Origin of the sequence: Dechloromonas sp. CZR5 (genome assembly GCF_008711155.1) — a bacterium.
Taxonomy (GTDB): Bacteria; Pseudomonadota; Gammaproteobacteria; order Burkholderiales; family Rhodocyclaceae; genus Azonexus.
The window spans coordinates 96,691-122,266 of the sequence record NZ_VUYQ01000003.1 but is presented as its reverse complement, the minus strand read 5'-3'; the positions used below and the strand labels follow the sequence as shown (position 1 = coordinate 122,266).

Annotated in this window: 26 protein-coding genes; 14 read left to right on the top strand and 12 right to left on the bottom strand. The window is 62.8% G+C overall.

Annotated elements, in window-relative coordinates:
- The first annotated feature begins 186 nt into the window (after positions 1–186).
- A complete protein-coding gene (lplT, locus tag F1002_RS09375; RefSeq protein ID WP_150428777.1) occupies positions 187–1,452 on the top strand; it encodes a lysophospholipid transporter LplT in 1,266 nt (421 codons plus the stop codon).
- A 53-nt stretch (positions 1,453–1,505) separates the two neighbouring features.
- Here the strand turns inward: lplT and F1002_RS09370 are convergent, their stop codons facing one another.
- From F1002_RS09370 to F1002_RS09355, 4 genes are all read right to left on the bottom strand, one after another.
- On the bottom strand, positions 1,506–2,288 hold the full coding sequence (locus tag F1002_RS09370) for a uracil-DNA glycosylase family protein (RefSeq protein WP_150428776.1): 783 nt from the start codon (positions 2,286–2,288) through the stop codon (positions 1,506–1,508).
- On the bottom strand, positions 2,285–2,713 hold the full coding sequence (gene rimI / locus F1002_RS09365; protein ID WP_150428775.1) for a ribosomal protein S18-alanine N-acetyltransferase: 429 nt from the start codon (positions 2,711–2,713) through the stop codon (positions 2,285–2,287). The genes F1002_RS09370 and rimI overlap by 4 nt, the downstream gene beginning before the upstream one ends.
- A 32-nt stretch (positions 2,714–2,745) precedes the next feature.
- Positions 2,746–3,435, bottom strand: a complete 690-nt coding sequence (gene tsaB, locus F1002_RS09360; RefSeq protein WP_150428774.1) for a tRNA (adenosine(37)-N6)-threonylcarbamoyltransferase complex dimerization subunit type 1 TsaB — start codon at positions 3,433–3,435, stop codon at positions 2,746–2,748.
- Between the two features lie 63 nt (positions 3,436–3,498).
- Entirely contained in the window at positions 3,499–3,780 is a 282-nt protein-coding gene (locus F1002_RS09355) for a hypothetical protein (protein ID WP_150428773.1), read from the bottom strand.
- A 162-nt stretch (positions 3,781–3,942) separates the two neighbouring features.
- On the opposite strand from F1002_RS09355, the gene ompR reads away from it, so the two are divergent.
- Entirely contained in the window at positions 3,943–4,668 is a 726-nt protein-coding gene (gene ompR, locus F1002_RS09350; RefSeq protein ID WP_150428772.1) for a two-component system response regulator OmpR, read from the top strand.
- A 4-nt stretch (positions 4,669–4,672) separates the two neighbouring features.
- Positions 4,673–5,974, top strand: coding sequence for an ATP-binding protein (locus F1002_RS09345; protein WP_150428771.1), 1,302 nt, complete (start codon positions 4,673–4,675; stop codon positions 5,972–5,974).
- Here the strand turns inward: F1002_RS09345 and F1002_RS09340 are convergent.
- From F1002_RS09340 to ispD, 6 genes are all read right to left on the bottom strand, one after another.
- Entirely contained in the window at positions 5,964–6,806 is an 843-nt protein-coding gene (locus F1002_RS09340; protein ID WP_150428770.1) for an HDOD domain-containing protein, read from the bottom strand. The two genes, F1002_RS09345 and F1002_RS09340, sit on opposite strands and share 11 nt — an antisense overlap.
- Positions 6,803–7,117: a hypothetical protein gene (locus F1002_RS09335; protein ID WP_150428769.1), complete on the bottom strand. Its 315-nt coding sequence runs from the start codon at positions 7,115–7,117 to the stop codon at positions 6,803–6,805. Before F1002_RS09335 ends, F1002_RS09340 begins: the two co-directional genes overlap by 4 nt.
- Positions 7,114–10,110 carry an EAL domain-containing protein gene (locus tag F1002_RS09330; protein WP_150428768.1) on the bottom strand — a complete coding sequence of 999 codons (2,997 nt, stop codon included), beginning with the start codon at positions 10,108–10,110 and terminating at the stop codon, positions 7,114–7,116. The genes F1002_RS09335 and F1002_RS09330 overlap by 4 nt, the downstream gene beginning before the upstream one ends.
- Before the next feature lie 106 nt (positions 10,111–10,216).
- Positions 10,217–10,813 (bottom strand): RNA 2',3'-cyclic phosphodiesterase, encoded by a 597-nt coding sequence (gene thpR / locus F1002_RS09325; protein WP_191090355.1) that lies wholly within the window; start codon positions 10,811–10,813, stop codon positions 10,217–10,219.
- Positions 10,788–11,270 carry a 2-C-methyl-D-erythritol 2,4-cyclodiphosphate synthase gene (ispF, locus tag F1002_RS09320; protein ID WP_150428766.1) on the bottom strand — a complete coding sequence of 161 codons (483 nt, stop codon included), beginning with the start codon at positions 11,268–11,270 and terminating at the stop codon, positions 10,788–10,790. The genes thpR and ispF overlap by 26 nt, the downstream gene beginning before the upstream one ends.
- Positions 11,267–11,953, bottom strand: coding sequence for a 2-C-methyl-D-erythritol 4-phosphate cytidylyltransferase (gene ispD / locus F1002_RS09315; protein ID WP_150428765.1), 687 nt, complete (start codon positions 11,951–11,953; stop codon positions 11,267–11,269). Before ispD ends, ispF begins: the two co-directional genes overlap by 4 nt.
- 41 nt (positions 11,954–11,994) lie before the next feature.
- Here ispD and F1002_RS09310 point away from each other — a divergent pair, with 41 nt between their 5' ends.
- From F1002_RS09310 to F1002_RS09290, 5 genes are read left to right on the top strand one after another with little or no spacing between them, the layout of a single operon-like run.
- Positions 11,995–13,251: an MgtC/SapB family protein gene (locus F1002_RS09310; protein WP_150428764.1), complete on the top strand. Its 1,257-nt coding sequence runs from the start codon at positions 11,995–11,997 to the stop codon at positions 13,249–13,251.
- 10 nt (positions 13,252–13,261) lie between these two features.
- Positions 13,262–14,065 (top strand): AmmeMemoRadiSam system protein B, encoded by an 804-nt coding sequence (gene amrB, locus F1002_RS09305; RefSeq protein WP_150428763.1) that lies wholly within the window; start codon positions 13,262–13,264, stop codon positions 14,063–14,065.
- Positions 14,058–14,606 carry an AmmeMemoRadiSam system protein A gene (gene amrA, locus F1002_RS09300; protein ID WP_150428762.1) on the top strand — a complete coding sequence of 183 codons (549 nt, stop codon included), beginning with the start codon at positions 14,058–14,060 and terminating at the stop codon, positions 14,604–14,606. Before amrB ends, amrA begins: the two co-directional genes overlap by 8 nt.
- Positions 14,603–15,697 carry an AmmeMemoRadiSam system radical SAM enzyme gene (gene amrS / locus F1002_RS09295; protein ID WP_191090354.1) on the top strand — a complete coding sequence of 365 codons (1,095 nt, stop codon included), beginning with the start codon at positions 14,603–14,605 and terminating at the stop codon, positions 15,695–15,697. The genes amrA and amrS overlap by 4 nt, the downstream gene beginning before the upstream one ends.
- Positions 15,694–16,287 (top strand): hypothetical protein, encoded by a 594-nt coding sequence (locus F1002_RS09290; protein WP_150428760.1) that lies wholly within the window; start codon positions 15,694–15,696, stop codon positions 16,285–16,287. Before amrS ends, F1002_RS09290 begins: the two co-directional genes overlap by 4 nt.
- 301 nt (positions 16,288–16,588) lie before the next feature.
- On the opposite strand, the gene F1002_RS09280 is transcribed toward F1002_RS09290, so the two are convergent.
- Positions 16,589–16,786, bottom strand: coding sequence for a hypothetical protein (locus F1002_RS09280; protein WP_150428758.1), 198 nt, complete (start codon positions 16,784–16,786; stop codon positions 16,589–16,591).
- A 280-nt stretch (positions 16,787–17,066) separates the two neighbouring features.
- Here F1002_RS09280 and F1002_RS09275 point away from each other — a divergent pair, with 280 nt between their 5' ends.
- Both F1002_RS09275 and arsC read left to right on the top strand, forming a co-directional pair.
- A complete protein-coding gene (locus F1002_RS09275; RefSeq protein WP_150428757.1) occupies positions 17,067–17,750 on the top strand; it encodes a DUF3334 family protein in 684 nt (227 codons plus the stop codon).
- 8 nt (positions 17,751–17,758) lie between these two features.
- On the top strand, positions 17,759–18,109 hold the full coding sequence (gene arsC / locus F1002_RS09270) for an arsenate reductase (glutaredoxin) (protein ID WP_150428756.1): 351 nt from the start codon (positions 17,759–17,761) through the stop codon (positions 18,107–18,109).
- A 78-nt stretch (positions 18,110–18,187) separates the two neighbouring features.
- On the opposite strand, the gene F1002_RS09265 is transcribed toward arsC, so the two are convergent.
- Positions 18,188–19,837: a nucleotide sugar dehydrogenase gene (locus F1002_RS09265; protein WP_150428755.1), complete on the bottom strand. Its 1,650-nt coding sequence runs from the start codon at positions 19,835–19,837 to the stop codon at positions 18,188–18,190.
- 200 nt (positions 19,838–20,037) lie between these two features.
- Here F1002_RS09265 and F1002_RS09260 point away from each other — a divergent pair, with 200 nt between their 5' ends.
- The 4 genes from F1002_RS09260 (at position 20,038) to F1002_RS09245 (ending at position 25,573) form a co-directional block, all read left to right on the top strand.
- Entirely contained in the window at positions 20,038–20,616 is a 579-nt protein-coding gene (locus tag F1002_RS09260; RefSeq protein WP_150428754.1) for a hypothetical protein, read from the top strand.
- Between the two features lie 136 nt (positions 20,617–20,752).
- Entirely contained in the window at positions 20,753–24,193 is a 3,441-nt protein-coding gene (mfd, locus tag F1002_RS09255; protein WP_150428753.1) for a transcription-repair coupling factor, read from the top strand.
- Positions 24,190–25,260 carry a 3-deoxy-7-phosphoheptulonate synthase gene (locus F1002_RS09250; RefSeq protein ID WP_150428752.1) on the top strand — a complete coding sequence of 357 codons (1,071 nt, stop codon included), beginning with the start codon at positions 24,190–24,192 and terminating at the stop codon, positions 25,258–25,260. Before mfd ends, F1002_RS09250 begins: the two co-directional genes overlap by 4 nt.
- Before the next feature lie 13 nt (positions 25,261–25,273).
- The gene (locus F1002_RS09245) at positions 25,274–25,573 is read left to right on the top strand and encodes a helix-hairpin-helix domain-containing protein (RefSeq protein WP_150428751.1); all 300 of its coding nucleotides are present in this window, start codon (positions 25,274–25,276) and stop codon (positions 25,571–25,573) included.
- The last annotated feature ends 3 nt before the right edge of the window (positions 25,574–25,576 follow it).

Sequence of the window (25,576 nt, the reverse complement as noted above, 5' to 3'; positions counted from 1 at the left end):
AAGAAAATATTGATGGCTCGCCAAAAATCCGGCGAGTCATCAGGGCGTCATCGCCGCGACACAGACTGCATCTTTTTTTTCCGGTGCGACGGGTACATGCATAAGACCGAAAAACGCGCAAGCCTTGCGCCCAATTCTGAGCGTGGTATAAACCTCGCCCAAAGTTATATAAGAGACAAGACTTTCGTGCCATTCGGCTTCTACATCATCATGGCAGCGCAATTTTTTTCCGCGCTGGCCGACAACGCCCTGCTTATCGCTGCCATCGCCGCCCTGCGCGAGATGCAGGCGCCCGCCGAATACGAGCCGCTGCTCAAGACCTTCTTCACCGTTTCCTACGTGGTCCTGGCTGCCTTCGTCGGCGCCTTTGCCGACTCGATGCCCAAGGGGCGCGTCATGTTCATCAGCAACACGATCAAGATCGTCGGTTGCAGCATGATGTTCTTCGGTGCCCATCCGCTGGTCGCCTACGCCATCGTCGGCCTGGGTGCCGCCTGCTATTCGCCGGCCAAATATGGAATCCTCACCGAATACCTGCCGCATCGCCTCCTCGTCGTCGCCAATGGCTGGATCGAAGGCCTGACTGTCGGCGCCATCATCCTCGGCGTCCTCATCGGCGGCATGCTGATTCGCCCGGAGATCGCACAGCACCTGCTGTCCTTCGACTTTCCGCTCTTCGAAACCGGGATCGACACCGTCGGTGAAATGGCCCTGTCGGTCGTTGCGCTGCTATACATAGTGGCCGCCCTGTTCAATCTCTACGTCCCGAATACCGGGGTTGACCACAAGCAGCTCAAGAAAAATCCCTGGTTCCTGATCCACGAATTCAACCACTGCCTGGCCCTGCTCTGGCGCGACAAGCTCGGTCAGATTTCCCTGGCGGTCACCACCCTGTTCTGGGGAGCTGGCGCCACGCTGCAGTTCATCGTGATCAAATGGGCCGAAGTCGCCCTCAACCTGGGACTCTCCAAGGCGTCCATGCTGCAGGGGGTGGTAGCCGTCGGCGTTGCAGCCGGCGCCATCATCGCCGCCAAGTACATCACCCTGCGCAAATCCGTCCGTGTCATTCCCCTCGGCATCGCCATGGGCCTGATCGTGCTGATCATGAATTTCGTCGACAGCATCTGGCTGGCCGTCCCCCTGCTCATTCTCATCGGTGGGCTCTCCGGCTTCTTCGTGGTGCCGATGAACGCACTGCTGCAGCATCGCGGCCATATCCTGATGGGGGCCGGGCATTCGATCGCGGTGCAGAACTTCAACGAAAACATCTCCATCCTGATCATGACCGGCCTGTATTACCTGATGATCAAGATGGATGTGTCGATCTATTGGGTAGTCACCTTGTTCGGACTGTGCGTCAGCGGCCTGATGTACCTGATCCGCCAGCGCCATATCGCCAACCAGGCGATTCAGGACGACGTCCGGCACCTGGACGACACGACGCACCACTGACGGTTCGGCCCGGATACGCCAAGGCCCAGCCTCGAAACTGGCGGAACAGTCCGCTAGAACGGCAACGCCGGTGTCAGCTGTTCACACAAGGTACGACGCGCGAACAGCAGATCCTCCCAGGCCTTGGCCTTGTCCGGAAGATTGCGCAACAGATAGGCCGGATGGTACGTCACCACCACCGGAATGCCGGAATGCTCGAAACGCTTGCCGCGCAAGCTGGCCAGCGACTTGTCGTCGTGCAGGACGGCATGCACGGCCGCCTTGCCCAGCAAGACGATGATTTTTGGCTTGAGCAGCGCGATCTGGCGCTCCAGATACGGCCAGCAAGCTGCCATTTCGGCTGGCTCCGGCGTCCGGTTGCCGGGCGGGCGGCACTTGACGGCATTGGCGATGTACACACGATTGCCCCGGGCGATATCGAGTGAGGCCAGCATGCTATCCAGCAGTTTCCCCGCCTGTCCGACGAACGGTTCTCCCCTGGCGTCCTCCTCTGCCCCCGGCCCTTCGCCGATGAACAGGTAGTCCGGACTGGTATCCCCGACACCGAACACGGCCTGCTTGCGCTGTTCGCACAGGGAACAGGCGCGGCACCCGGCCACCTGTCGGGCGAGCGCCGGCCAATCGAGCGTGCCGATATCGACTGCTGCGGACGGGGGCATCTCGCTTTTTTCAGCAAATTGCCGGGTAGCGGGCGGCGGCACCTCGGCTACGGGTGCAGACGCTGCCATCTCCTGGACCCTGCTTTCCTCGATAGGCGTGGTCGCCGGTGCGTCGCGCAATACCCAGATCGGCGATATGCCCATCTCGACGAGCATCTGTTCCCGGCTCAAGCTCATGCCACCAGTTCCTTGTCAAAAATCAGCGCATCCTCGCGACCGACGATGGCGGGATAATAGCCCTTGCGTGTGCCGATCTGGCGAAATCCAAAATGCCGATACAAATCGACCGCCCGTTCGTTGGAGGGCCGGACTTCGAGAAAGAGCCTGGTCGCTCCCCCCAGGCGCGCGCACTCCATGGCATGACGCAGAAGCCGGGCGCCATAGCCCTGCCCATGGTAGCGCTTGCAGACGCCGATGTTGAGCAGGTGGGCCTCGTCGATCACCGACATGACGACCGAAAAACCGATCAGATCACCCCCCAGGCGTAAAACCCAGACGCTATAGCCGCTCGCCAGGGAATCGGCAAAGTTGCCATGCGACCAGGGGAAAACCTGCAGCGTTGCCTCCAAGGCCGCCACCGCCGCGAGGTCGCTTTCGTTCATCGGAAAGAATTCCGCTGAAATGTTCAGGCCGTTCACGCCTTTCCGCCCTCCCGCATGCGCTCGGCCACCGTCTTCGCCACCTTGTCGCGAACATAGAGGGGCACGGCATCGGCAGCATCGATACCCTCGCCGCGTGCGGCCTTCGCAGCCGCAATGGCCGCCACCGTGGCTGCGCCGGGCAAACCGCCCGGGGCGACGGCGAGGCCGGCCTCACGAACGCGATCGAGCAATACGGGATAAGCCGCCAATCCGTTGCCGCACGCCAGCCAGCCAGCATCGGCAGGCAGCACAACGTCGGCAGGCGCTGAAACACGGATATCCCCATTCAGAACATAAGCTCCCCCTGCCCGCTCGTAACAACCGGAATACACCTCGCCCATGCGAGCATCGAGCAGTGCCAGCACGCGATCGCCCCCCGCCTCGGTCGCCAGGGTCTCGAGGCTGGTCACCGGAATCAAGGGCAAGGCGGCAACGACCGCCAGCCCCTGCGCAGCGCCGCAAGCCACACGCAAGCCCGTGAAGGCGCCCGGCCCGACACCGAAGGCTATCGCGTCGAGATCGCCGATACGCACGCCAGATTCCGCCAACAGGTCGCGGACGAGCGGTAGCAGGGTTTCGGAATGTGGCCGTTTTTCCGGGCAGCGGCGCTCGGTCACTGCCCCATCGCGCCAAAGCGCACAGGAACCGAGTTCGGTGGAGGTTTCAAGAGCAAGGATCAGCATGGACCGGCATTTTACCGGAGCCTCGCCGGTTCAGCGATTCAGTCTCGCCGCAAGTCCCGCCCACTACCGCCTGCCGTGGAAGCCGTGAGTCTCCTGAAGGCCGCGCTGCTCGCGCATGTCGTCGCGCAGACGCCGCCGGTCTTCCGGCGGGATGTCGCGCCAGCGCGGCGGCGGTTCGTCGCGGCGGACCTCCCGCTCCTGTTGCCAATGTTCGCGCATCTGCTGACGCATCTGCCGCCGTTCATCGGGAGGCAGGTCGCGCCAATAGCCCTGCTGCGCCAACACGCCACCCACCGGGCCGAGCAGGCTCAGAAAGAGGAGGGAACAGGCGAGCAGACGTTTCATGGTACGAATTGTAGCGACCGGACGAGGGGACGGCACCATTGTCCCCCCACGTAGATACGGCAAGTCGGTCCAGATGTAAGAATATGTTTCCCGGCCGGGCGGTGTAAAAGCTTGTTACCATTTGATGCGCTTCATTCATCGTCAGCCCTTATCCTTGCCAGCATGAACGAACAACACCATCACATTCTCGTCGTCGATGACGATTCACGCTTGCGCGACCTGCTGACGCGCTATCTGGGCGAACAGGGTTTCGACGTCAAGGCGGCCGCCGACGGGCAGCAGATGGACAAGCTGCGTGCCCGGGAACACTATCACCTGATCGTCCTCGACCTGATGATGCCCGGCGAAGACGGGCTCTCGATCTGTCGCCGCCTGCGCGGCCAGGGCGACCAGACGCCGATCATCATGCTGACCGCCAAGGGTGACGAGGTCGACCGTATCGTCGGGCTCGAAATGGGGGCCGACGACTACCTGCCCAAGCCCTTCAATCCACGCGAACTGCTCGCCCGCATCCATGCCGTGATGCGCCGCCAGGGCACCAAGCCGCCAGGCGCACCGGAAGGCGAAGTGGAAACCATTCGCTTCAGCAACATCGAAGTCGATCTCGCTGCCCGCACCCTCAAGCGCGGCGAAGAACTGCAACCGCTGACCACCGGCGAATTTGCGGTCCTCAAGGTGTTGCTCCAGCACCCGCGCCAGCCGCTGTCGCGCGACAAACTGATGACCCTGGCGCGCGGCCGCGAACAGGGCCCTTTCGACCGGGCCATCGATGTCCAGGTATCCCGTCTGCGCAAGCTGATCGAAACCGACCCGGCACAGCCGCGCTACCTGCAGACCGTCTGGGGCTTCGGCTACGTCTTCGTGCCGGACGGCGCCCCCCGGGATTGACCCGATGCCCCGTACGCTGCTGGCGCGTACCTTTCTGCTGCTGGCCATTCTGGTTCTGCTCACGACGGCGGCCTGGCTCAGCCTGTTCCGCTATATGGATGCCGAGCCGCGCGCCCGCGAAACGGCCCAACTGGCCGCTTCGGCCGTCAATCTGATCCGGGCCTCGCTGTTCGCCGCCGCACCCGAGCGCCGCTTTGGCCTGTTTGCAGAATTTTCCAGCCGCGAAGGTATCCGCCTCCTGCCGGCCGAACCCGGTGACAAGATCGAGGCGATGCCCGATTCGCGCTTCTTCGCCCTGCTGCAAAATGAGCTCAATCGACGCCTGGGCGATCACACGCGGATCGCTGCCAGCGTCGATGGCGTGCCGGGGTTCTGGGTCAGTTTCAGGCTGGACGACGCCGATGACGAAGAGTACTGGCTGGTTCTGCCGCGCGAGCGGGCAACCCGCAGCTTTGCCCGGCACTGGCTAACCTGGGGACTGCTCGCCGTCGTGCTGGCACTCGGCGTCGCCTGGCTGATCGCCTCCCGAATCAGCAAACCGCTCAAGGCGATGGCCAGCTCGGCCGAAATGGTCGGTCGCGGCCAGATGCCCGAGCCACTGCCCGAGGATGGCGCCGATGAACTGAAACGCCTGGCCGCCGCCTTCAATGCCATGGCCAGCGACCTTCAGCGCAACGAGCGCGAACGCTCCGAAGTGCTTGCCGGCATTTCGCACGATTTGCGTACTCCGCTGACCCGCCTGCGGCTGGAGGCGGAACTCAGCGTATCGGACGAAAAGGCCCGCCAGGGTGTGGTGTCGGACATCGAGCAGATGGAAAGCGTGATCTCCCAATTCATGGATTACGCCCGCGCCGAATCCGGCGAACCCCCCTCGCTGACCGACCTGCCGGCGCTACTGGCGTCCATTGCAGCCCGCCAGAAGCACGTAGGCCGGCATATCGACGCCGATCTGCCGACGCTGGATGAAGTCAGCCTGCGTCCAAAGGCCATTGCCCGCGCCGTAACCAACCTGATCGACAACGCGGCCAAATATGCCGGCGGTGAGATCAGTCTCCGCCTTTCGGCCGATGCGCGGGAAATCCATATCGAAGTCGGCGATCGCGGTCCTGGCGTGCCGGAAAGCGAAGTGGACCGTCTGAAGCGTCCTTTCACGCGGCTGGAAACGGCCCGTAGCAACGCAACCGGAACGGGGCTGGGCCTGGCCATCGTTGAACGCATTGCCCGCCTGCACGAAGGCCGCCTGGCGCTCCTGAACAATCCCGGCGGTGGGCTGCTCGCCCGGCTGTCGCTGCCGATCAGGCGCTGAAAGCCTGGCTGGCCTCGTCCAGGCCATCGACCACGCGCGGCAGGATTCTGGCCAGCTTGTCCTGATCCAGGCCCAGCCTCTGCCACGCCGTGAAATCGACCGGCATCACCAGATCGTAGTCGTCCCCCGCCAGCCCCAGACCGTGGGCAATGGCATCGGCGACGTGAACCAGGTCGGCCAATGAATCCGCCGTTGCCGCGGAAGGCGCATGGTGCCCGGCAATGGCCGAACGCAAGGAAGCGGGAAAATTCCAGGTATCGGCCAACAGCCCACCGACAAGGACATGGTCGGTACCGAGGACATCCCGCTCGGCGATGACGAGCGGGATGTCGTGTTCACGGCGATAAGCCAGTGCTTGGGCGTAAGACCCTCGAAAAATGCTGGCCAGCGCCAACTGGCCCATGTCGTGCAATACGCCGCCGGCGAAGGCCAGATCGGGGTTGCGCCCCGTGGTTTCGGCGATGGCCCTGGCGGCCAGCCCGACACCGACGCAATGCCGCATATAGGCTCGCGGCTCAAAGCCGGGGCAATCCTGCTTGCCGAAAGCGCCGCTGACGCCGAGCGTCAGCAGCATGCTGCGAACCGCCCGAAAGCCCAGAACGACAACGGCTTCATTGATCGTCGCCACGCGGCATTGCAGGCCATAGAAAGACGAATTTGCCACCCGCAGCAAACGCGCGGTCAGCGACTGATCGCGGGCAACTTGCCGGCAGATCAGGCCGATGTCCGCCTCGTCATTGCCAAACGATGACAGTACCTCGCTGATCACGGTAGGCAGCGCGGGCAATTGCCGCAGTCCATGAACGATTTCGTCGTGGGAAAGCTTGTTCATTCCCCGCGCCCCATGCGAAACGTCAGTATCGCCTCTTGCAACGCCAGGCTCCCCACCCCATCGCCGGCCTGGCGAAAATAAACCGCAACCGACCGTGAAATCCGGGCGCGCCTGATTTCACGCTCCGCCGGATCTTCTTCCGTCGCCTGATCGACGCACAGTTCGGATACACCGCGACGCAGCAGGCTTTGAATCAGGGATTCAGTCAGTACAGCGCCTTCCGGCACCAACACCCGTCCTGAATCGTCAACCACCGCTTCGCTCAGGCACATGCCGGGAAGCGCAGCCTCTGTCCGTATCATGCCCTTCATGCCTCACCTGCCGTTTCATTCAGCAAGAAGAGACGGCCCTCGGCGCGGGATGATGCCCCCATCTGCTGAGAGCTGCAATCATAGGAAATACCGTCGATCACGACGTGCGACCCCGAGCGGGATTCGCCGAGTTCCGGAATGATCGCGGCAAGCTCGACACCTGGCGCGATACCCCGTCCGGCAAAACGGCGGATGGCCGCCTCGTTGAGCAGCGCCACCAAGCCGCCGGCATCGACCCCGATCACCGGGATCGGCAGCGCCGACAATACCTCCTGCAGAATCAGGTAACCCTGCCGCTCTTGAGCCTGGAGCGCCCGGTTTTCGTCAGACAGCCGGCGACGATCCTCTTCGGCCTGAAGCAATTGTCGTTCGACCACTTCCACCTCATGCGACAAACGGCTGTACTCTTCCGAAATGTGCCGGCGGTTCAGGGCGTCGTCAACCACCCGGCAGAAAGCATCCGGTTCGACCGGCAGATGAATGACGCGGTGCACCAGGCCGGAACCGCTCAATTCGGCAACCGACTTGCGACTCCACTGGCGGCTGTCCGCAAGCAATATCCGTTCGCAGCGCGGCTGCAATTCACTGGCAAGACGAATCAGCGCCGCCGAATCGAATCCCTTGCGCGGCGCGCCGCACACCAACACATCGACCAGGTTGCCGGACAGCCACTGCGTTGCACCGGCCAGGTCAGGAACGACGCATACGCGATGCCCCTCGCGGCCGAGCCACGAAATGACCTCATCGAACCCGCTGACCGCGACGAACAACGCCATCGGTTTGCGGCTACCGGTATTGAGATGATTGCTCGGCAACCTTTGGTCGGCCAGCAGCAAGCCGGTCATTTCATCGGCCGGCAAGGGCCTCGAGAAAAAATAGCCCTGGATCACGTCGCACTGGTGCGATATCAGCAGGGCCAGCTGCTCAGGTGTCTCCACCCCTTCCGCGACCACCTTGAGTTTGAGATGGTGGGCCATGGTGATCACCGCCCGGGTAATCGACGCATCATCCGAATCGGCAGCGATATCCTGGACAAAGGAGCGGTCGACCTTGACCGCATCGAGCGGAAAACGCTTCAGGTAGGCCAGGCTGGAATAGCCGGTTCCAAAATCGTCCAGGGAAATCGTGACCCCCATCTTCTTCAGCGCCGACAGGGTGCGAATGGCCGTATCGGCATTGTGCATCAGCATGCTTTCGGTGATTTCCAGGTCGAGACAAGCCGGAGGCAATCCCGTTTCCTCCAGAGTCGTCGCCACGTCAGCCAGCAATGTCTCCGACTGCAGTTGCCGTGCCGAGAGGTTCACCGACACACTGGGCATGCTCAGCCCCGCGCGCTGCCACTCCACGGCATGCCGACAGGCTTCCTCCAGCACCCAGCGCCCGACCTGGACGATGAGACCGGTCTCTTCGAGCAGGGGTATGAACTGGTCCGGAGAAACAATGCCCCGCCGCGGATGCTGCCAGCGCAACAAGGCCTCGACGCCGGTAATGCGGCCGTCGGCACAGCTGACCTTCGGCTGGAAATGCAGAACGAACTCTTCGCACAGCGTGGCGTTGCGCAGGTCGATTTCGAAGAACATGCGCTCACGCACCTGATCCTGCATATCCGAGGAATAAGCCTGGTAGCTGTTGCGTCCCTGCTGCTTCGCGTGCACCCCGGCGAGTTGGGCATTGCTCAGCAGCTCATGAACCTCCTGCCCATCCTGAGGGTAAAACCCGATGCCGATACTGGCCGTGGCGAATACATCCTGCCCGGCAACCCGGACCGGCATGATCAATGTCTCGATAATGCGCCGGGCCACCACGCCGGCCTGCTGGCTATCCACCAGTTCGGGCAGGAGAATCCCGAAGACGTCGCCCTCCAGACGGCACAGGTAATCCGATTCGCGCAACGATCCAGACAACCGCCCCGCCATCTGCCGCAGCAGTTCGTTACCGGCGGAATAACCCAAGGCCTGGTTCACTTCATGAAAACGGTCGACGTCCACAACCATCACGCTTAACGGCAAGCCGCTGCGCTTGGACAAGGCGATCATGCGCTGCACCTGGTCGTAGAACATCCACTGGTTGGGCAGCGCCGTCAGCGCATCGAAATGGGTGTAATACGACAGGTTGAGCTTGGAGGCGAGCTGCCCGGTAATATCCGTCGCCACGCCGCCGACACTCAGCACCTCCCCCCCTTCGTTGGGAACCGGGAAATTACGGGCATGCAGCCAGCGCAGCCCATCGCCCGGCCGCAACACACGGAACCGGATGTCCAGTCCGCCCTGGCGATGGACGTTCATGGCGTCGGCAACGCGCTCGCGATCCTCGTCGTGGACATACGTCAGCCAATCCCTATGGTCGGCATACAGCGCGTCGACATGCCGACCCCAGATGTGTTCGTAACCGGCACTGATGAAGGTAATCGCTTGCGTCTCCGCATTGGCCAGCCAATAACACTCGGGAAGATTGCTGGACAACTGCTGAAAGCGGGCGATGCCCTCGCCCAATGGCAGCGCATCGATCGTCCCGGCGACATCCTCCCGCCCCGTGCGCAAAAGGCTGCTTTTCGCGCATTCGCGCTCGATCACCGCCGGCAGACGCGACGGATTGCTCTTGAACACAAAGTCGCACGCGCCGTTCTCGAGCAGTTCGAAGGGGAAATCCATGGCGCCGCGTTCGATGCTGAGAATGACGGGAACCGCGGGCGCCTGCTCGCGAAACAGGGCCATGGCTTCAACGGCAGGCAGTTCCGGCATGGTGCAGGACAACACGAAGGCATCCCAGCGCTCGGTTTGCAGCCGCGAAGAGAGCATATCCGGGTCGGCAGCGAGGCATCCTTCCATGGACGCAGTGCCACCCTGGATCGCATCCAGCAAACGCTGCCCGTCCCTGCCTGCCGACTCGACAATCAGGACACGCAATACGGCCGTATTTTCCGAACGCCCGACAACCCCCAAAAATTCCCCCTTTGCCTGGCCGGCATCCCCGATCCATCCGGAGCCGCCCATAAAATCATTTGTCAGCCTACCTAGGCATTACCGACACTTGACTGAAAAACTTTAGCCTTCAGGCCAAGCGATGCCGAATTTTTCCGACGATTCCAGGCCAGCGCATTCACGCCAGGGAATACTTCCGAAGAATACCGTAATCCGGGCCAGACGAACGCAACTCCGACTTGAACAGCAGGAAGCTTGAACAGGGCCAGTCAAGCGGATGCAGATTGCCAGCACCAGTCACCATCGAATCAGCTTCCCCCGAGGGCATGTGGCGCACCAGCGTGATGTGCGGGGCGAATCCGTGCGCCGCCGTATCGCTCCGATACCCCGACGCAGCAAGCGTCCCCTGCAGCTGGCGATGCAGATCGCGCAAGCCGTCCGGCACCTCGGACATACCCGCCCACAGCAGGCGCTTGTGGGGCCAATAGCCCAACCGGTCGATCCGCAGCGCAAAACGCGAGCACTGGATGCCGTCGCCGATGGCTTGCAGCACGGGTAAATCGTCGACGGGAACGTCCCCCAGAAAAGCCAGCGTCAGGTGGATCGTGTTGCATCGCGTCGGGCGCCCCCCCAAGCGTTCGGCCGCATCCCGCGCTACGTCGGCCAGCGTCCCGGCCAACGCATCGGGAGGCCGCAAGGCAAAAAAGACCCTGGCCGTGGGCGGCCGTTCCTGGTCAGCCTTCCGTAATTCAGCCGACACGCTCGACCAGGACAACGGCCTGGGCTTCGATCGCTTCCTCTCGCCCGAGGTAGCCCAGCCGTTCGTTGGTCTTGCCCTTGATATTCACCGCATCGACCGGGATGCCGAGATCGGCGGCAATATTGGCCACCATCGCTGCGGCGTGCGGCGCCAGCTTGGGTTGCTGGGCAATGATCGTCGCATCGACATTGACTGGCCGCCACCCTTTTCCGGCCAGCAGGGTGACCGCGCCGCGCAGCAAAGCACGACTGTCGGCACCTTTGTAGCGCGGGTCGGTATCGGGAAAATGGCGCCCGATATCGCCCAACGCTACCGCACCGAGCAAGGCATCGGTAATGGCGTGCAGCAGCGCATCGGCATCCGAGTGGCCGAGCAGCCCGGTGACATGCGGAATCTCAACGCCCCCAAGTATCAGCTTGCGGCCTTCGACCAGCTGATGGACATCGTAGCCCTGTCCGACGCGGAAATTCATTTGCGTGCCCTCAAAATCATGGCGGCCAAGGCAAGATCGGCCGGATAGGTTACTTTCAGGTTGGTGGCGTCGCCGCGCACCAGCTTCGGTTTGAGACCCAGCGCCTCGACGGCACCCGCCTCGTCGGTCACCGCACGGCACTTCGCCAACGCCTCGCCAAGCAGCCCATAGCGGAACATCTGCGGCGTCTGCGCTTGCCACAAGCCATCCCGCGGCTCGGTGGCCGCCACACGCTGCTCAGCATCCGCGCGCTTCACGGTGTCGGCGACCGGTACGGCGAGGATGCCGCCAACCGGATCGTTGGCCAGATCGGCAAACAAGGCATCGAGCTGGGCCGCCGAAAGGCAAGGCCGTGCGGCATCGTGCACCAGAACCCAGTCATCGTCGGCAGCGACCATGGAAGCCGCCTGCAGTCCGTTCGCCACGCTTTCAGCACGCGTTGCCCCGCCACAGCGCACCGTTTCCAGCTTGGCACCCAGCTCGGACCAGTCGTAGCGCGGCCACCACGGATCGTCCGGCGCGAGAACGACCCACACCCGCTCGATATCCGGGCAGGCGACCAAGGCCGACAGGGTATGAAAGATCAGCGGGCGGCCGAGGAGATCGAGGTATTGCTTCGGCCTCTCGGCACCGAAGCGGGAACCGCTGCCGGCAGCGGGAACGATTGCGTAATGGCGTGGCATGGCTTAATTTTACTGAAGAACACCTGAAAATGAGGAATGGCATGAGTTTCGTCGTCCCCGAACTGGTCGAACCGGTCAAGGCCTTTGCCACCGCGCTGGGTATCGGCCTGCTGATCGGCATGGAGCGCGAGCGCCGCCCGGACTCGGCCGCTGGCCTGCGTACATTCTCGCTGGTCGCCATGCTCGGCTGCCTGTTTGCCCTGCTCGACGAGCGCTCCGGCAGTCACTGGCTGCTCGCGCTGGGACTGCTGGTGGTGGCCGGCGCCATGATCGCCTCCAACTTCTCCTCGCAGCAGGAAGAGCAATATCGCGGCTTCACATCGGAAGCAGCCATCGTCATGACGTACGGCCTCGGCGCAGCCGTCTGGCTCGGCTACGCCACGCTGGCGGTCATGCTCGCCATCACGACCACCATCCTGCTTTACTTCAAGGCCGAACTGAAGCAAATCAGCCAGAGCACGACGCCGAAGGACATCAACTCCATCCTCCAGTTCGCGGTTTTGTCGTTCGTCATCCTGCCCATCCTGCCGAGCGAGGATTTCGGCCCCTACAACGCCATCAATCCCCGCCAGATCTGGTGGATGGTGGTGCTCATTTCCGGCCTCGCACTGGCCGGCTATCTCGCCCTGCGCATCATCGGCGCCCGCCATGGCGCTGCCGTGCTTGGCATTTTCGGCGGCCTGGCCTCGTCCACGGCAACGACCATGATGTTCTCGCGCCATGCCCGCAAGCATGACGACTTCGTCCGCATGTCATCCATCGTGATCCTGATCGCCAACGTCATGGTGATGATCCGCCTGTGGCTGGTCGCTGGCGTCGTCGCTCCCCATCTGGCCAAGCCGATTGCCGTGGTTTTCGCCTGCGGCATCGTGCCGGGCGTCGCCATGGCGCTGTACAGCTGGAAAATCCTCAGTGCGGCAGACAATCTGCCGATGCCGGAAGTCAAAAACCCGACCGAACTGAAAACCGCCTTTTCCTTTGGCCTGCTCTATGCGGCGGTGCTGCTGGCCTCCGCCTGGCTCCAGGACAGGGCCGGCAACAGTGGCCTCTATATCGTCGCGCTGGTTTCCGGCCTGACCGATGCGGATGCCAGCGTCCTGTCGACGCTGCGCATGTTCAACCTTGAAAAGGTCGCCAGTGCCGAGGCAGTGATCGCCGTCGCGCTGGCACTGCTGGCCAACCTGGCCTTCAAGATCGGGCTGGTCGTCAGTATCGGGGGACGCACGCTGGCCCGCCATGCCTTGCCCGGCCTGTTCGCCATCGGCGGCGGCATAGCCGGCGGACTGTTGCTCGTCTGAGGAGCAGGCTGTGATCAGAACCCGCCCAGCTGCCGTCGCCGGTACTTTTTACCCCGGCGATGCGGCAACGCTTTCGCTCACCGTGGACCGGCTGCTCGCCGCCGCCCGGCACGAAGCATCCCATCATCCCAAGGCGCTGATCGCCCCGCATGCCGGCTACGTCTATTCCGGGGCGATGGCGGCCGCAGCCTACGCGGCCCTGGCACCCTGGGCCGGCCAAATCCATCGCGTCATCCTGCTCGGACCGACCCACCGGGTTGCCGTCAATGGCATTGCGCTCCCCGAATCCGAAGTGTTTTCCACGCCTCTGGGCAGTGTCCGGCTCGACACCCAGGGCGTCGCCAGCATCGCCGAGCTGCCGCAGGTCGTGTTCAGCGAACAGGCACATTCCTTCGAACACTCGCTTGAAGTACACCTCCCTTTCCTGCAACGCCTCCTGCCGCGCTTCACGCTGGTGCCGCTGGCTGTCGGCCACGCGTCGCCAGAAGTGGTGGCCGATGTGCTGGACATCCTGTGGGGAGGGCCGGAAACGGTGATCGTCGTCAGTTCCGACCTTTCCCATTTCCTACCCTACGGCACGGCCCAACAGGTCGACTGCAACACCTGCAGACACATCCTGCAGCTCGATACCCATATTCATCCGGAGCAGGCCTGTGGCGCCTACCCGATCAATGGCCTGTTGCTGGCCGCCGCCCGCCGCGGCTTGAAGCCTACCCTGCTCGGCCTGTGCAATTCCGGCGACACGGCCGGGGAGCGCAGCCGCGTCGTCGGCTACGCGGCATTTTCGTTCGAGGAGTCGAACGCCCATGGCTGATCTAGGCGATACGCTGCTGACCCTGGCCCGCAATGCGATTGCCGCCCGACTGGGGCAATCGACACAGCCGACCGGTGATCAGCCCGCGCTGCAGGACCCCGCAGCGACCTTCGTCACCCTGACTCAGGGCGGCCAGTTGCGAGGCTGCATCGGCAGCCTGGAAGCCTGGCGCCCCCTTGGGCAGGATGTCCGGGAAAACGCACTGGCTGCCGCTTTTCGCGACCCCCGCTTTTCGCCCTTGTCGGCCGCCGAGTTGCCCCTGACCCGTGTCGAGGTTTCGCTGCTGACACCGGCCGTGGCGCTCTCCTTCACCGATGAAGCCGACGCCCTGGCCCAACTGCACCCCGGCCGTGACGGCATCATTCTCTCTTGCGGCAGCCGCCGGGCAACCTTCCTGCCCCAGGTCTGGGAACAACTCCCCAGCCCGACCCTGTTCATGGCCCACCTGAAGCAGAAGGCGGGGTTGCCCGCCGACTACTGGAGCCCTGACATCCGGCTCGAACGCTACACCGTGGCGAAATGGAAGGAGGCTCCGCCATGAACGAAGTCCCGACGCTGCATCCCGGTCGCTGGTGGCATCCCTTACCCGACGGCCGGATCCAGTGCGACCTGTGCCCGCGCGACTGCCAGCTGCACGAAGGCCAGCGCGGCGCCTGCTTCGTCCGCCGGATGATCAACGGGCAGATGCAGCTGACCACCTACGGACGCTCGTCCGGATTCTGCATCGACCCCATCGAGAAGAAGCCGCTGAATCACTTCTACCCGGGCAGCGCCATCCTCTCCTTTGGCACCGCCGGCTGCAATCTCGCCTGCAAGTTCTGCCAGAACTGGGATATCTCCCGCTCGAAGGACATGGACCGGCTGATGGACAGCGCCAGCCCGCAAGCGATTGCCAATGCAGCCAAACGCCATGGCGCCGACGCCGTCGCCTATACCTACAACGATCCCGTCATCTTTGCCGAATACGCCATCGACACCGCACTGGCCTGCCGCGAGCAGGGAATCCGCAATGTCGCCGTCACGGCAGGCTACATCCATCGCCAACCGGCACGGGAATTCTTTGCCGCGATGGATGCTGCCAATGTCGATCTCAAGGCCTTCACGGAAACTTTCTATCGCCAGCTGTGCGTCGGCCATCTGCAGCCGGTTCTCGATACCCTGGCTTTCATCCATCACGAAACCGACTGCTGGCTGGAGATCACCACCCTGCTGATTCCCGGGCATAACGACAACCCCGCCGAAATCAACGCCCTGGCCGCCTGGGTGATGAAGGAACTGGGGCCGGACGTTCCGCTGCACTTTTCGGCCTTCCATCCCGACTGGAAAATGGCCGAGCTGCCGCCCACGCCATCCTCAACGCTGACCCAGGCCCGGCGGATCGCCCAAGATGCCGGCTTGCGCTACGTTTTCACCGGCAATCTCCACGATACCGAGGGCGGCACGACCCGTTGCCCGACATGCAAGGCCCCGCTGATCATCCGCGACTGGTACGCCATCGATCGCTACGACCTGACTGCCGAAGGCCGCTGCCCGCATTGCCAGACCGCCATCGCCGGTCGCTTCGGAACTACCCTGGGGCGCAACGGTCAAGCCTTTGGCCCCCATCGCATACCTGTCCGCCTGTCTCCATGATCCGCCATATCGTCTTTCGTACCCCGCACGGCTCGCTCCACGGCCAGCTTGAGCATCCCGAGAACCCCAGGGGGCTCATCCTGGCCATCCGCTCGCACCGCAGCCCCGAAGACGACGCCATGCTCGCCCCATTGGCGGCAAGCGGATTTGCCATTCTGGCCATGGATCTACTGACCGCCCATGAACTGCAGTTTGCCGATGCCACGCAGAACGTCCCCCGCCTGGCCCAGCGACTGCTCGACGTGCTCGAGCTGATACGCAACGACGGCGACATGCAGGATCTGGCACTGGGTATCCATGCCCGCAGCGATACAACGCCGGCAGCCGTTCGCTGCGCCGCACAACGCGACATTCAGGTCAAAGCGCTGGTCTGCCATGGAGGACTGGTCGACCGGGCAGGATTGCAGGCACTCGAGCTGCTGACTGCCCCCTTGCTGATGCTGGTCGACCAAGACGATATACCGGCATCGGCCGCCTACCAGCGCGCGGCTTCGCATCTGAGCGGCAAGCACCTATTGCGCCTGCTCGCCGCAGGCGATCATCGGCAGGCCGAGGTCGCGGCATGGTTCGCGGAACATCTGTCCGCATAGGCATGGACTACTCCCGCGATGGACATTCCCGGAGGAGCGGCTATGCTGAATTAAGTACGGAACACTCAGGGAGAAAGCGCAATGTCCTACTTCGACTCACCTCTCGCCCGTTGCGAGGCGGTTCGTGAACTGGTGCTAACCGATGAAACACAGGCCGAGTGCGCTCGGGAACACAATTGCCCACCCGGTTTCAAGTGCCCGCTCTGCGGTTATTTCACCGAACAAAGCGGGTTGAGCGAGACAAGCGCCAGCGATACCGCGAAGGCCTGCGACGCAAGGCACTGAGCGTATTGGGCGGCAATCAGCAGCCCGTGGTGGAGTTGCCGCGCGAACCGGCCGAAGTCGTTGCAACACCCCAGCCGCCCGCGCTATCGAAGGCAAGATTGAAGAGCCGCCGCTCGATATTGATCCGGCGCTCCGTCAGGCCTTTCGGCGGCCCGAAATCTGACAGGCGTCGTTGCGCTTCCTTGCGCCGCTCCGTGTTCAATTTCGTATCCATTTCTCTACCTTTTTTTCAATACTTGGCGGGGTCAGACCAGACCAGGCAGAAATCGCTTCCTGCATGGTGGTGGCGATTCTACCACCTCGAAATACCCATGATTCATTTCCCTGCCAACAGGGCAAAGGCGGGAGTGGTATAGCCCAATTTCATAGGGTTTGCCGCTTCTGACCCATCGAATACGCCGCTACCCCCGAAGATTTCCGATCACGGCCTGCGATCGAAGCTGATAACTGTGCTATATATGCCATTTATTCAATTACTGGCTTGATCCGGAACCATGAACTCATCCGATACCCCCACCGTCTACGGCACCGAAGATATCCTCAGAAGCCTGTGCAATTCGGTCACCAAGGTTCTTTCGATCGCCACGCAAAACCAGATTCATTACTCCGGCATGGTTCAGCGCATTTCCAAAACCTGCCTGAAGCCGGATATCGGATGTTTCGTCCTCTTCGACGGCGGCTTCTCCGGCTTGGTGGTCATCAATTTTTCTGCGTCGGCGGCCATGGAGCTCTATTCGAGCTACATGCTGCACATGGGCATGGACAAGGACGGATTGGCAACCACCCATACTTCCGATGAAGTCGGCAACGTCATGGGCGAACTGATGAACCAGATCGTCGGCGATTTCACCGGCAAGGTTGCCCGTGAGTTGCAGACGCACATCACCCAGAACCAGCCCAAGATGCTCGCCCTGAACAAGCAGGTCATGCTCAGCGTCGACACCAACCTGGACAAGCCCGAATCTCGGCGGGTGACTTTCTACACTGGCAGCAACAACATTTTCTATCTTGAACTGGCGATGGACCGCACCGAGTTCATCAAGATGAACGATTTCGAAGCTGACGAAGCACCCGATCCGGACGAACTGCTCGCCCAGGTCAATGGGCAACCGAAAAAGGCCGCAGACCAACCGGCCTCGAACGACCACGACGATCTCCTCAACGCACTCGGCATGTAAGACAGGCAATGACCGTCACCCTCTTCCATAACCCGCGCTGCTCGAAAAGCCGTGAAACCCTGTCGTTATTGCAGGGAAAAGGCATCTCGCCGACCATCGTCGCCTATCTGGATCAAGCCCCTACGCCGGCCGAATTGCGCACCCTGCTCGCCCGGCTGGGTTTCGCCGATGCCCGTCAGCTGATGCGCAAGGGCGAAGACGAATACAAGGCACTCGGCCTCGACAATCCCACGCTGGATCAGGACGCCCTGATTGCCGCCATGGCAACCCACCCGCGCCTGATCGAACGTCCGATCGTGATCAATGGTGACAAGGCCGTCATTGGCCGGCCGCCGGAGAATGTGCTGAGCATCCTGTAACCCCGAACCCCAAGCAAACGTTCTTGCCAAAATGAAGCCCCCGTTTCCGGGGGCTTTTTCATGGACGCGTGATCCGGCTCAGACCCTTCGCGAGGCTTGCTTGATGCGCTGGATATGCCCGCGCCCCAAGCCTTTCACCTCACAACCCAGCTCGAAGTAACGGGCGATGGTCGCATCATCGAGCATGCCGAAACAGTCGATCACCGCTATCGGCTTGCCAGCCCATGCCACAACCTCTTCAGGCGTCAGCCGGCGATAGGCGTCGTGCGGTACGGCAAGGATCAGCGCATCGACACCCTTGAGCGCCTGTGGCAGGTCGCTTTCGACCTTGAGCGATGACAGTTCGTCCTGATTGCGGAAAAAACGCTTCCACGACAAACCGGAAGTCGGATAAGCATCCTGTTCGGCAAATTCCCACCATTGGTCGACATACGGATCGTGCGCCCGCATCTCGGCGCCCATTTCGGTGAGTTTGCGGACGACCAGCTCGGAGCCGCTGTAGCGGGTATCGCCGACATCCTGGCGATACGATGCGCCGGCGATCAATACCTGCGATGCGGCGATATAGCGATCCATGTTGCGCAGCGCGTCGCGGGTCAGTTCGGCGACATGCAGCGCACGCGTGTCGTTGATATCGACGGCCACCGGGGTAATCCGGAATACCTTGTCGCCATCCTCGAAGCCAAGGATGTGTTTGTACGCCCAGTAGCCCAGCCCGCCGTCCTTGGGCAGGCAGTACCCGCCGATACCCGGACCTGGAAAGATCATGTTGCTGTGCGTCGGTCGCATCTTGATGGCATCGACCACCTTGACCAGGTCAACGCCGTTGCGCTCGGCGAACAATGACCATTCATGCAGATAGGCCAGGATGGTTGCCCGATAGCTGTTCTCGACGATCTTGGCGGTTTCCGATTCGATCGGCCGGTCCATCACGGTCAGCGGGAACTTGTCGGTATTGAGCACCTCGCGCAGGAACTTCTGCACCCGCTCCCGGGCCGCCCCGTCGCAACCGGCGCAGACCCGCCAGAAATCGCGAATGCTCGCCACGTAGTCACGCCCGGGCATCACCCGCTCATAAGAGTGCGCCAGCAGCGGAACCGATGCGATGCCGCGATTGGCAAATGCCTTCTTCAGAATCGGCCAAGCGACGAACTCCGTCGTTCCCGGCGCCACGGTCGTCTCGATCAGCACCAGGCATTCCGGCCGGACATGCTGGCCGACCGTTTTCAAGGTCGCTTCCAGCGCCGCCATGTCGCATTCGCCGCTCCTCATGTTGCCCAGTTCCTGCTTCAGGAAATCGCATTGCACGTCGATGACCACGCAATCCGCCAGATCGAGCACCTGGCTGTTATAGGTTGCGGTCAGCGTCTTCTTGTCGCGCACACAGCGGCCGATCAGGACATCGACCTGCGGATCTTCAGCCTTGACCGGCGATACACCGCGATTGAGCAGAGGAATCTTCCAGTAAGAGCGCGGCGACGGGCGCTGGCAACCAATCACGAACTTGCCCGGTTTGCCATCAGCGCCTTCGCAATCGGCAACGATGGCCGCCATCACGGCGCCTACGAACCCGACCCCCATGACGACGACGATTTCCTGGCCGCCCGCCCGGGCAACCTCGGCAAGAGCCCGGACACGCTCGTACTCGGCAGCATACGCCGATGGCTCCGGCAGAGAGAACGACTCGCCGTCCGGCGAAATTGACAGCTTGCTTTGCAATGCAGACATGATTCCTCCCTCGATCGACGTATTTGACGAAACGTTTCATGGAAGATTATTCCACGTGCACAAACCATGGAACATCGAATTTGCCACACGCTCAGGACTGGCGAAGCAAGCCGGGGTGTGAAATAAGCCCGCATTCAGGCTCGCGCCGCCATATAGAATCCCCCGCATTTCAAAAAGAAGCAGAACTCAAGGGGAGCGGTATGAAAAAACTGGGGCTAGTGCCGGCAATTCTTGCCATTGCGGTCTCGCTATCATTCGACGCTGACGCCAAAGGGCGCGTGCATTCGTCGCACACTCACGCATCATCGGGGTCGCCCTCCCACGCCAGCGACAGCCACGCCAGCGACAGCCATGTCGGCAGTACCGTCAGGAGTTCGATCTCCCGCCACCGCACCGACGACAACCAAGCGGGCACCGCAACGGCAAACGGCACCGCCGGCAGTTCGGCCAACGCCGAGGACGACGCCAAGCTGCGACGCATTCGCGAGGAGCGCGCAGCTGCCCGCGCCAAGGCGGAGGCCGAAAACACAGCAGCCCGCAATGCGCAAATCGCTTCCGACGAGGAAAAGCGGCGCCAACTGCTTGAGCAGGCTGCCCTCCGCGCCGAGGAAGAGCAAAAACGCAAAGATGCCGCAGCGGTCCTCAAGAATCGCGAACTCGCCATGCTCGAACGCCAACAGCGCCAGGCGGCCTGGGAGGCACGTTGCCAGATCAAGCCCGTGATGAGCGACGAAGAAATCGCCACCTGCAAGGAAGTCTGGGGCAGCGCCGCGCGCTGAACGCTTCCCGCCGGGATCGCGCGCACTTCAGGCGGGCAGCGCGCGATGCCGCCCGGCAAGGCCGGTTCCGAACATCGTCCGGCCGGTGGAGTCGAAGCGGCTATAATCCCAGCCCCGCAACACCATCCACCCCGCAGTGTCCGCGTCATCCTCCCTGCTCACCGTTCCCGCCCTGCCCAAGCCCGGCGCACGTATCGACCTGCCCGCGCTGGTCGGCTCTTCCGATGCACTGGCGCTAGCTGAAATCGCCGGTCGCAATCGCGGCAAGCTGCTGGCCGTCGTCACCGCCAACGCCGCCGATGCGCAGCGCCTGCTCGACGAGATTCCCTGGTTCGGCCCTGACCTGCGCGTGCGCCTGCTGCCGGATTGGGAAACGCTGCCCTACGACACCTTTTCGCCGCACCAGGATTTGGTTTCCGAGCGTTTGGCGACGCTGTGGGCGGCCATGCAGGGTGAGCTGGACATTTTGCTGGTGCCGGCCTCGACCGCCGTCTATCGGCTGGCCCCGCCGGAGTTCATGGCAGCCTATACCTTCGCTTTCACGAAGGGCGAAAGCATCGACGCCGAGAAATTTCGCAGCCAGGTCACGCTGGCCGGCTACGCCAACGTCACGCAGGTGGTGTCGCCCGGCGAATACTCGATTCGCGGCGGCCTGATCGATCTCTTCCCGATGGGCTCGGCCGTCCCTTACCGGCTCGACCTGTTCGACGACGAGATCGAAAGCATCAAGACCTTCGACGTCGATACCCAGCGCACCATCTACCCAGTGCCGGAAGTGCGCCTGCTGCCGGCGCGCGAATTCCCGATGGACGACAAGGGCCGTACGCGCTTCCGCCAGAAGTTCCGCGAGGCCTTCGAAGGCGACCCGGCCAAGTCGGGCGTCTATAAGGATGTGTCGCAGGGCATCGCCAGCGCCGGCATCGAGTACTACATTCCGCTCTTCTTCGAGGAAACGGCCACCGTTTTCGACTACCTGCCGAAGGATGCCGTTTTCGTCACCCATGGCGATGCGCCGGGGGCGATTGCCGCCTTCTGGAAGGAAACGCGCTCGCGCTATACCTTGCTGCAAGGCGACAAGGCACGCCCGCTGCTGCCGCCGGAAGAGCTTTTCCTCTCCGACGAAGCCTTCTTCACCGCCGCCAAGGGCTATGGCCGGCTGACGCTGGAAAACAAGGCTGGCGCCGCCACAACCGCCCTGCCCGACATCGCCGTCGACCGCCGGGCCGAAGACCCGCTGCATAAGCTGAAGAACCACCTGGCCGGCTTCAAGGGTCGCGTGCTGCTGCTGGCCGAATCGGCCGGCCGGCGCGAAACCCTGGCTGCCATGCTCGGCGAGCACGGCGTCAAGCCCGATGTCAGCGCCGACTTTGCCGGCTTTGTCGCGGGCGGCACGCCGCTCGCGCTGGGCGTGGCCCCGCTGCATGCCGGCTTTGCACTGCCGGGCATCGCCTTCATTACCGAAACCGAGCTTTACGCCGGTGCGCCGCGCCGCACCCGGCGCGAAGCCGCGCGGAAGGCCAGCTTCGACAACTGGCTGAAGGACCTCACCGAGCTCAAGGTCGGCGATCCGGTGGTGCATGAAAGCCACGGCATCGGCCGCTACCAGGGCCTGGTGCGCATGGACCTCGGCACCGGCGAGCAGGAATTCCTCGAACTGCACTACGCCAACGAGGCCAAGCTCTTCGTGCCGGTGGCGCAGCTGCATGTGATTTCGCGCTATTCCGGCGCCGAGCCGGATGCCGCGCCGCTACACACGCTCGGCTCCGGCCAGTGGGAAAAGGCCAAGCGCAAGGCAGCCGAGCAGGCGCGCGACACCGCAGCCGAACTGCTGGCGCTCTACGCCGCCCGCGCCGCCCGCCAGGGCCATGCCTTCGCCTTTGAGGAAAACGACTACGAGGCCTTTGCCGACGGCTTCGGCTTCGAGGAAACGGCCGACCAGGCCGCCGCCATCGCCGCCGTGATCGAAGACATGAAGTCGGGCAAGCCGATGGACCGCCTGGTCTGCGGCGATGTCGGCTTCGGCAAGACCGAGGTGGCGCTGCGCGCCGCCTTCTGCGCCGTGGCCGGTGGCAAGCAGGTGGCCGTGCTGTGCCCGACCACGCTGCTGTGCGAACAGCATTACCAGACCTTCGTCGACCGCTTTGCCGACTGGCCGGTGAAAGTGGCGGAAATCTCCCGCTTCAAGACCGCCAAGGAATCGGCACAGGCCTTGAAGGAGCTGGCCGAAGGCAAGATCGACATCATCATCGGCACGCACAAGCTGATCGGCAAGGAGGTGAAGTTCGACCGCCTGGGCCTCGTCATCATCGACGAGGAGCACCGTTTCGGCGTGCGCCAGAAGGAAACGCTGAAGGCTATGCGCGCCGAGGTGGATGTGCTGACCCTGACCGCGACGCCGATCCCGCGCACGCTGGCCATGTCGATGGAAGGCCTGCGCGACTTCTCGGTGATTGCCACCGCGCCGCAGAAGCGCCTGGCGATCAAGACCTTCGTCTCGAAATTCTCCGACGGCATCATCCGCGAAGCCGTGCTGCGCGAACTGAAGCGCGGCGGCCAGGTGTATTTCCTGCACAACGAGGTCGACACCATCGAAAACATGCGGGAGAAACTGGAAAAGCTGGTTCCCGAAGCGCGCATCGTCATTGGCCATGGCCAGATGAACGAACGCGAGCTGGAGCGCGTAATGCGCGACTTCACCAGCCAGCGCGCCAACCTGCTGCTGTGCACGACCATCATCGAGACCGGCATCGACAACCCGCACGCCAACACCATCCTGATCAACCGCTCGGAGAAGTTCGGCCTCGCCCAGCTGCACCAGTTGCGCGGCCGCGTCGGCCGTTCGCACCACCAGGCTTATGCCTACCTGCTGGTGCAGGACGAAAAGGCGATGACCAAGCAGGCCAAGCAGCGCCTGGAAGCGATCCAGATGTCGGAAGAGCTCGGCTCCGGCTTCTTCCTGGCCATGCACGACCTGGAGATTCGCGGTGCCGGCGAGGTGCTCGGCGAAAACCAGGCCGGCGACATGCAGGAAGTCGGCTTCAACGTCTTCACCGACATGCTGAACCGTGCCGTGGCCCACCTCAAGCAGGGCAAGAACCTGGCCAATATCGATCTGACGCAGCCGCTCGGCGTTAGCAGCGAAATCAACCTGCGTACGCCAGCCCTGCTGCCCGACGCCTACTGCCCCGACGTGCACGAGCGCCTGACGCTGTACAAGCGCCTGGCCAATTGCGAAACGGCGGAAGAGATCGACGCCATGCAGGAAGAGCTGATCGACCGCTTCGGCGAATTGCCGCTGCAAGGCCAGTCGCTGCTGGCCACGCATCGTCTGCGTTTGTTGGTAAAGCCGCTGCTGATCCAGAAGCTCGATGCGGCAACCGACCAGATCACGCTGCAGTTCGGCCCCGAGTTCGCGAAAAACCCGCCAATCGAGCCGATCAAGATAATTCATTTGATCCAGAACAACCGAAACTATAAATTAGCCGGACAGGATAAAATTTCCCTCTTACGCCACTGCCCATCCTTGAACGACAAGGTGCAGGCGGTCAAGGACATGATTCGCGAGCTGAGCAAATGACCCAAAATACCGAGAACCTGAACGTAGGCGCCTTCGACGCCATGCCCACCCCCGAGGAAATCCACGCCAGGCTGCCGATTTCCGACAAGGCGACGCACACCGTCACCCACGGCCGCAACCTGCTGCGCAAGATTCTCGACCGCAAGGACCCGCGTGTATTCGTAGTCGTCGGCCCCTGCTCGATTCATGATCCCGTGGCCGGCCTCGACTATGCGCGCCGTCTGAAAGCCTTATCCGACGAGGTCGGCGACGTGCTGCAGATCATCATGCGCGTCTATTTCGAAAAGCCGCGCACCACGGTCGGCTGGAAGGGCTACATCAACGACCCCTTCATGGACGACAGTTTCCGCGTCGACATCGGCATGCAAAAGGCCCGCGAATTCCTGCTCCAGGTCAACGAACTCGGCCTGCCCACCGGCACCGAGGCGCTCGACCCGATCTCGCCGCAATACTACGGCGACCTGATCACCTGGACCGCCATCGGCGCCCGTACCACCGAGTCGCAGACCCACCGCGAAATGTCCTCCGGCCTATCCACCCCGGTTGGTTTCAAGAACGCCACCAACGGCGACCTCAGCGTGGCCGTCAACGCCATCCTGTCCTCGTCGCGCCCGCACTCCTTCCTCGGCATCAACGGCTCCGGCAAGGTCGCCATCGTCCGTACCAAGGGCAATGGCTACGGCCACGTCGTGCTGCGCGGCGGCGATGGCCGTCCCAACTACGACACCGTCTCGGTTTCCATCGCCGAACAGGCCCTGGTCAAGGCCAAGCTGCCAGCCAACATCGTTGTCGACTGCTCGCACGCCAACAGCTCCAAGAAGCCGGAACTACAGCCGCTGGTCATGTCCGACGTCGTCAACCAGATTCGCGGCGGCAACAAGGCGCTGGTCGGCCTGATGATCGAATCGAATATCGAAGCCGGCAGCCAGCCCATCCCGGCCGACCTGAGCCAGCTCAAGTACGGCTGCTCGGTCACCGACGGCTGCGTCGGCTGGGAAACCACCGAAAAGATGATCCGCGACGCCGCCGTGCTGCTGCGCGATGTGCTGCCGGAACGCCTGGCTTAAGCCTGAAACAGCCATGAACCCGGCCAAGGTCGTCCGCAAACACGTCAAGGCCCTGACCGACTTGCCCAATATCGGCAGGGCCATGGCCGAAGACTTGCGCCGGCTTGGCATCGACGACCCCGCCCAATTGAAGGGGCGCGATCCCTATGCGCTGTACAGCGATCTGTGCATCGTCAGCGGGCAGCGGCAAGATCCTTGCATACTCGACACCTTCATCTCGATCACCCGCTTCATGGACGGCGGCGAAGCCCTCCCTTGGTGGGCCTATACCACCGAACGCAAGGCGGCCACGCAGCAACGACTCGACCACTGACAT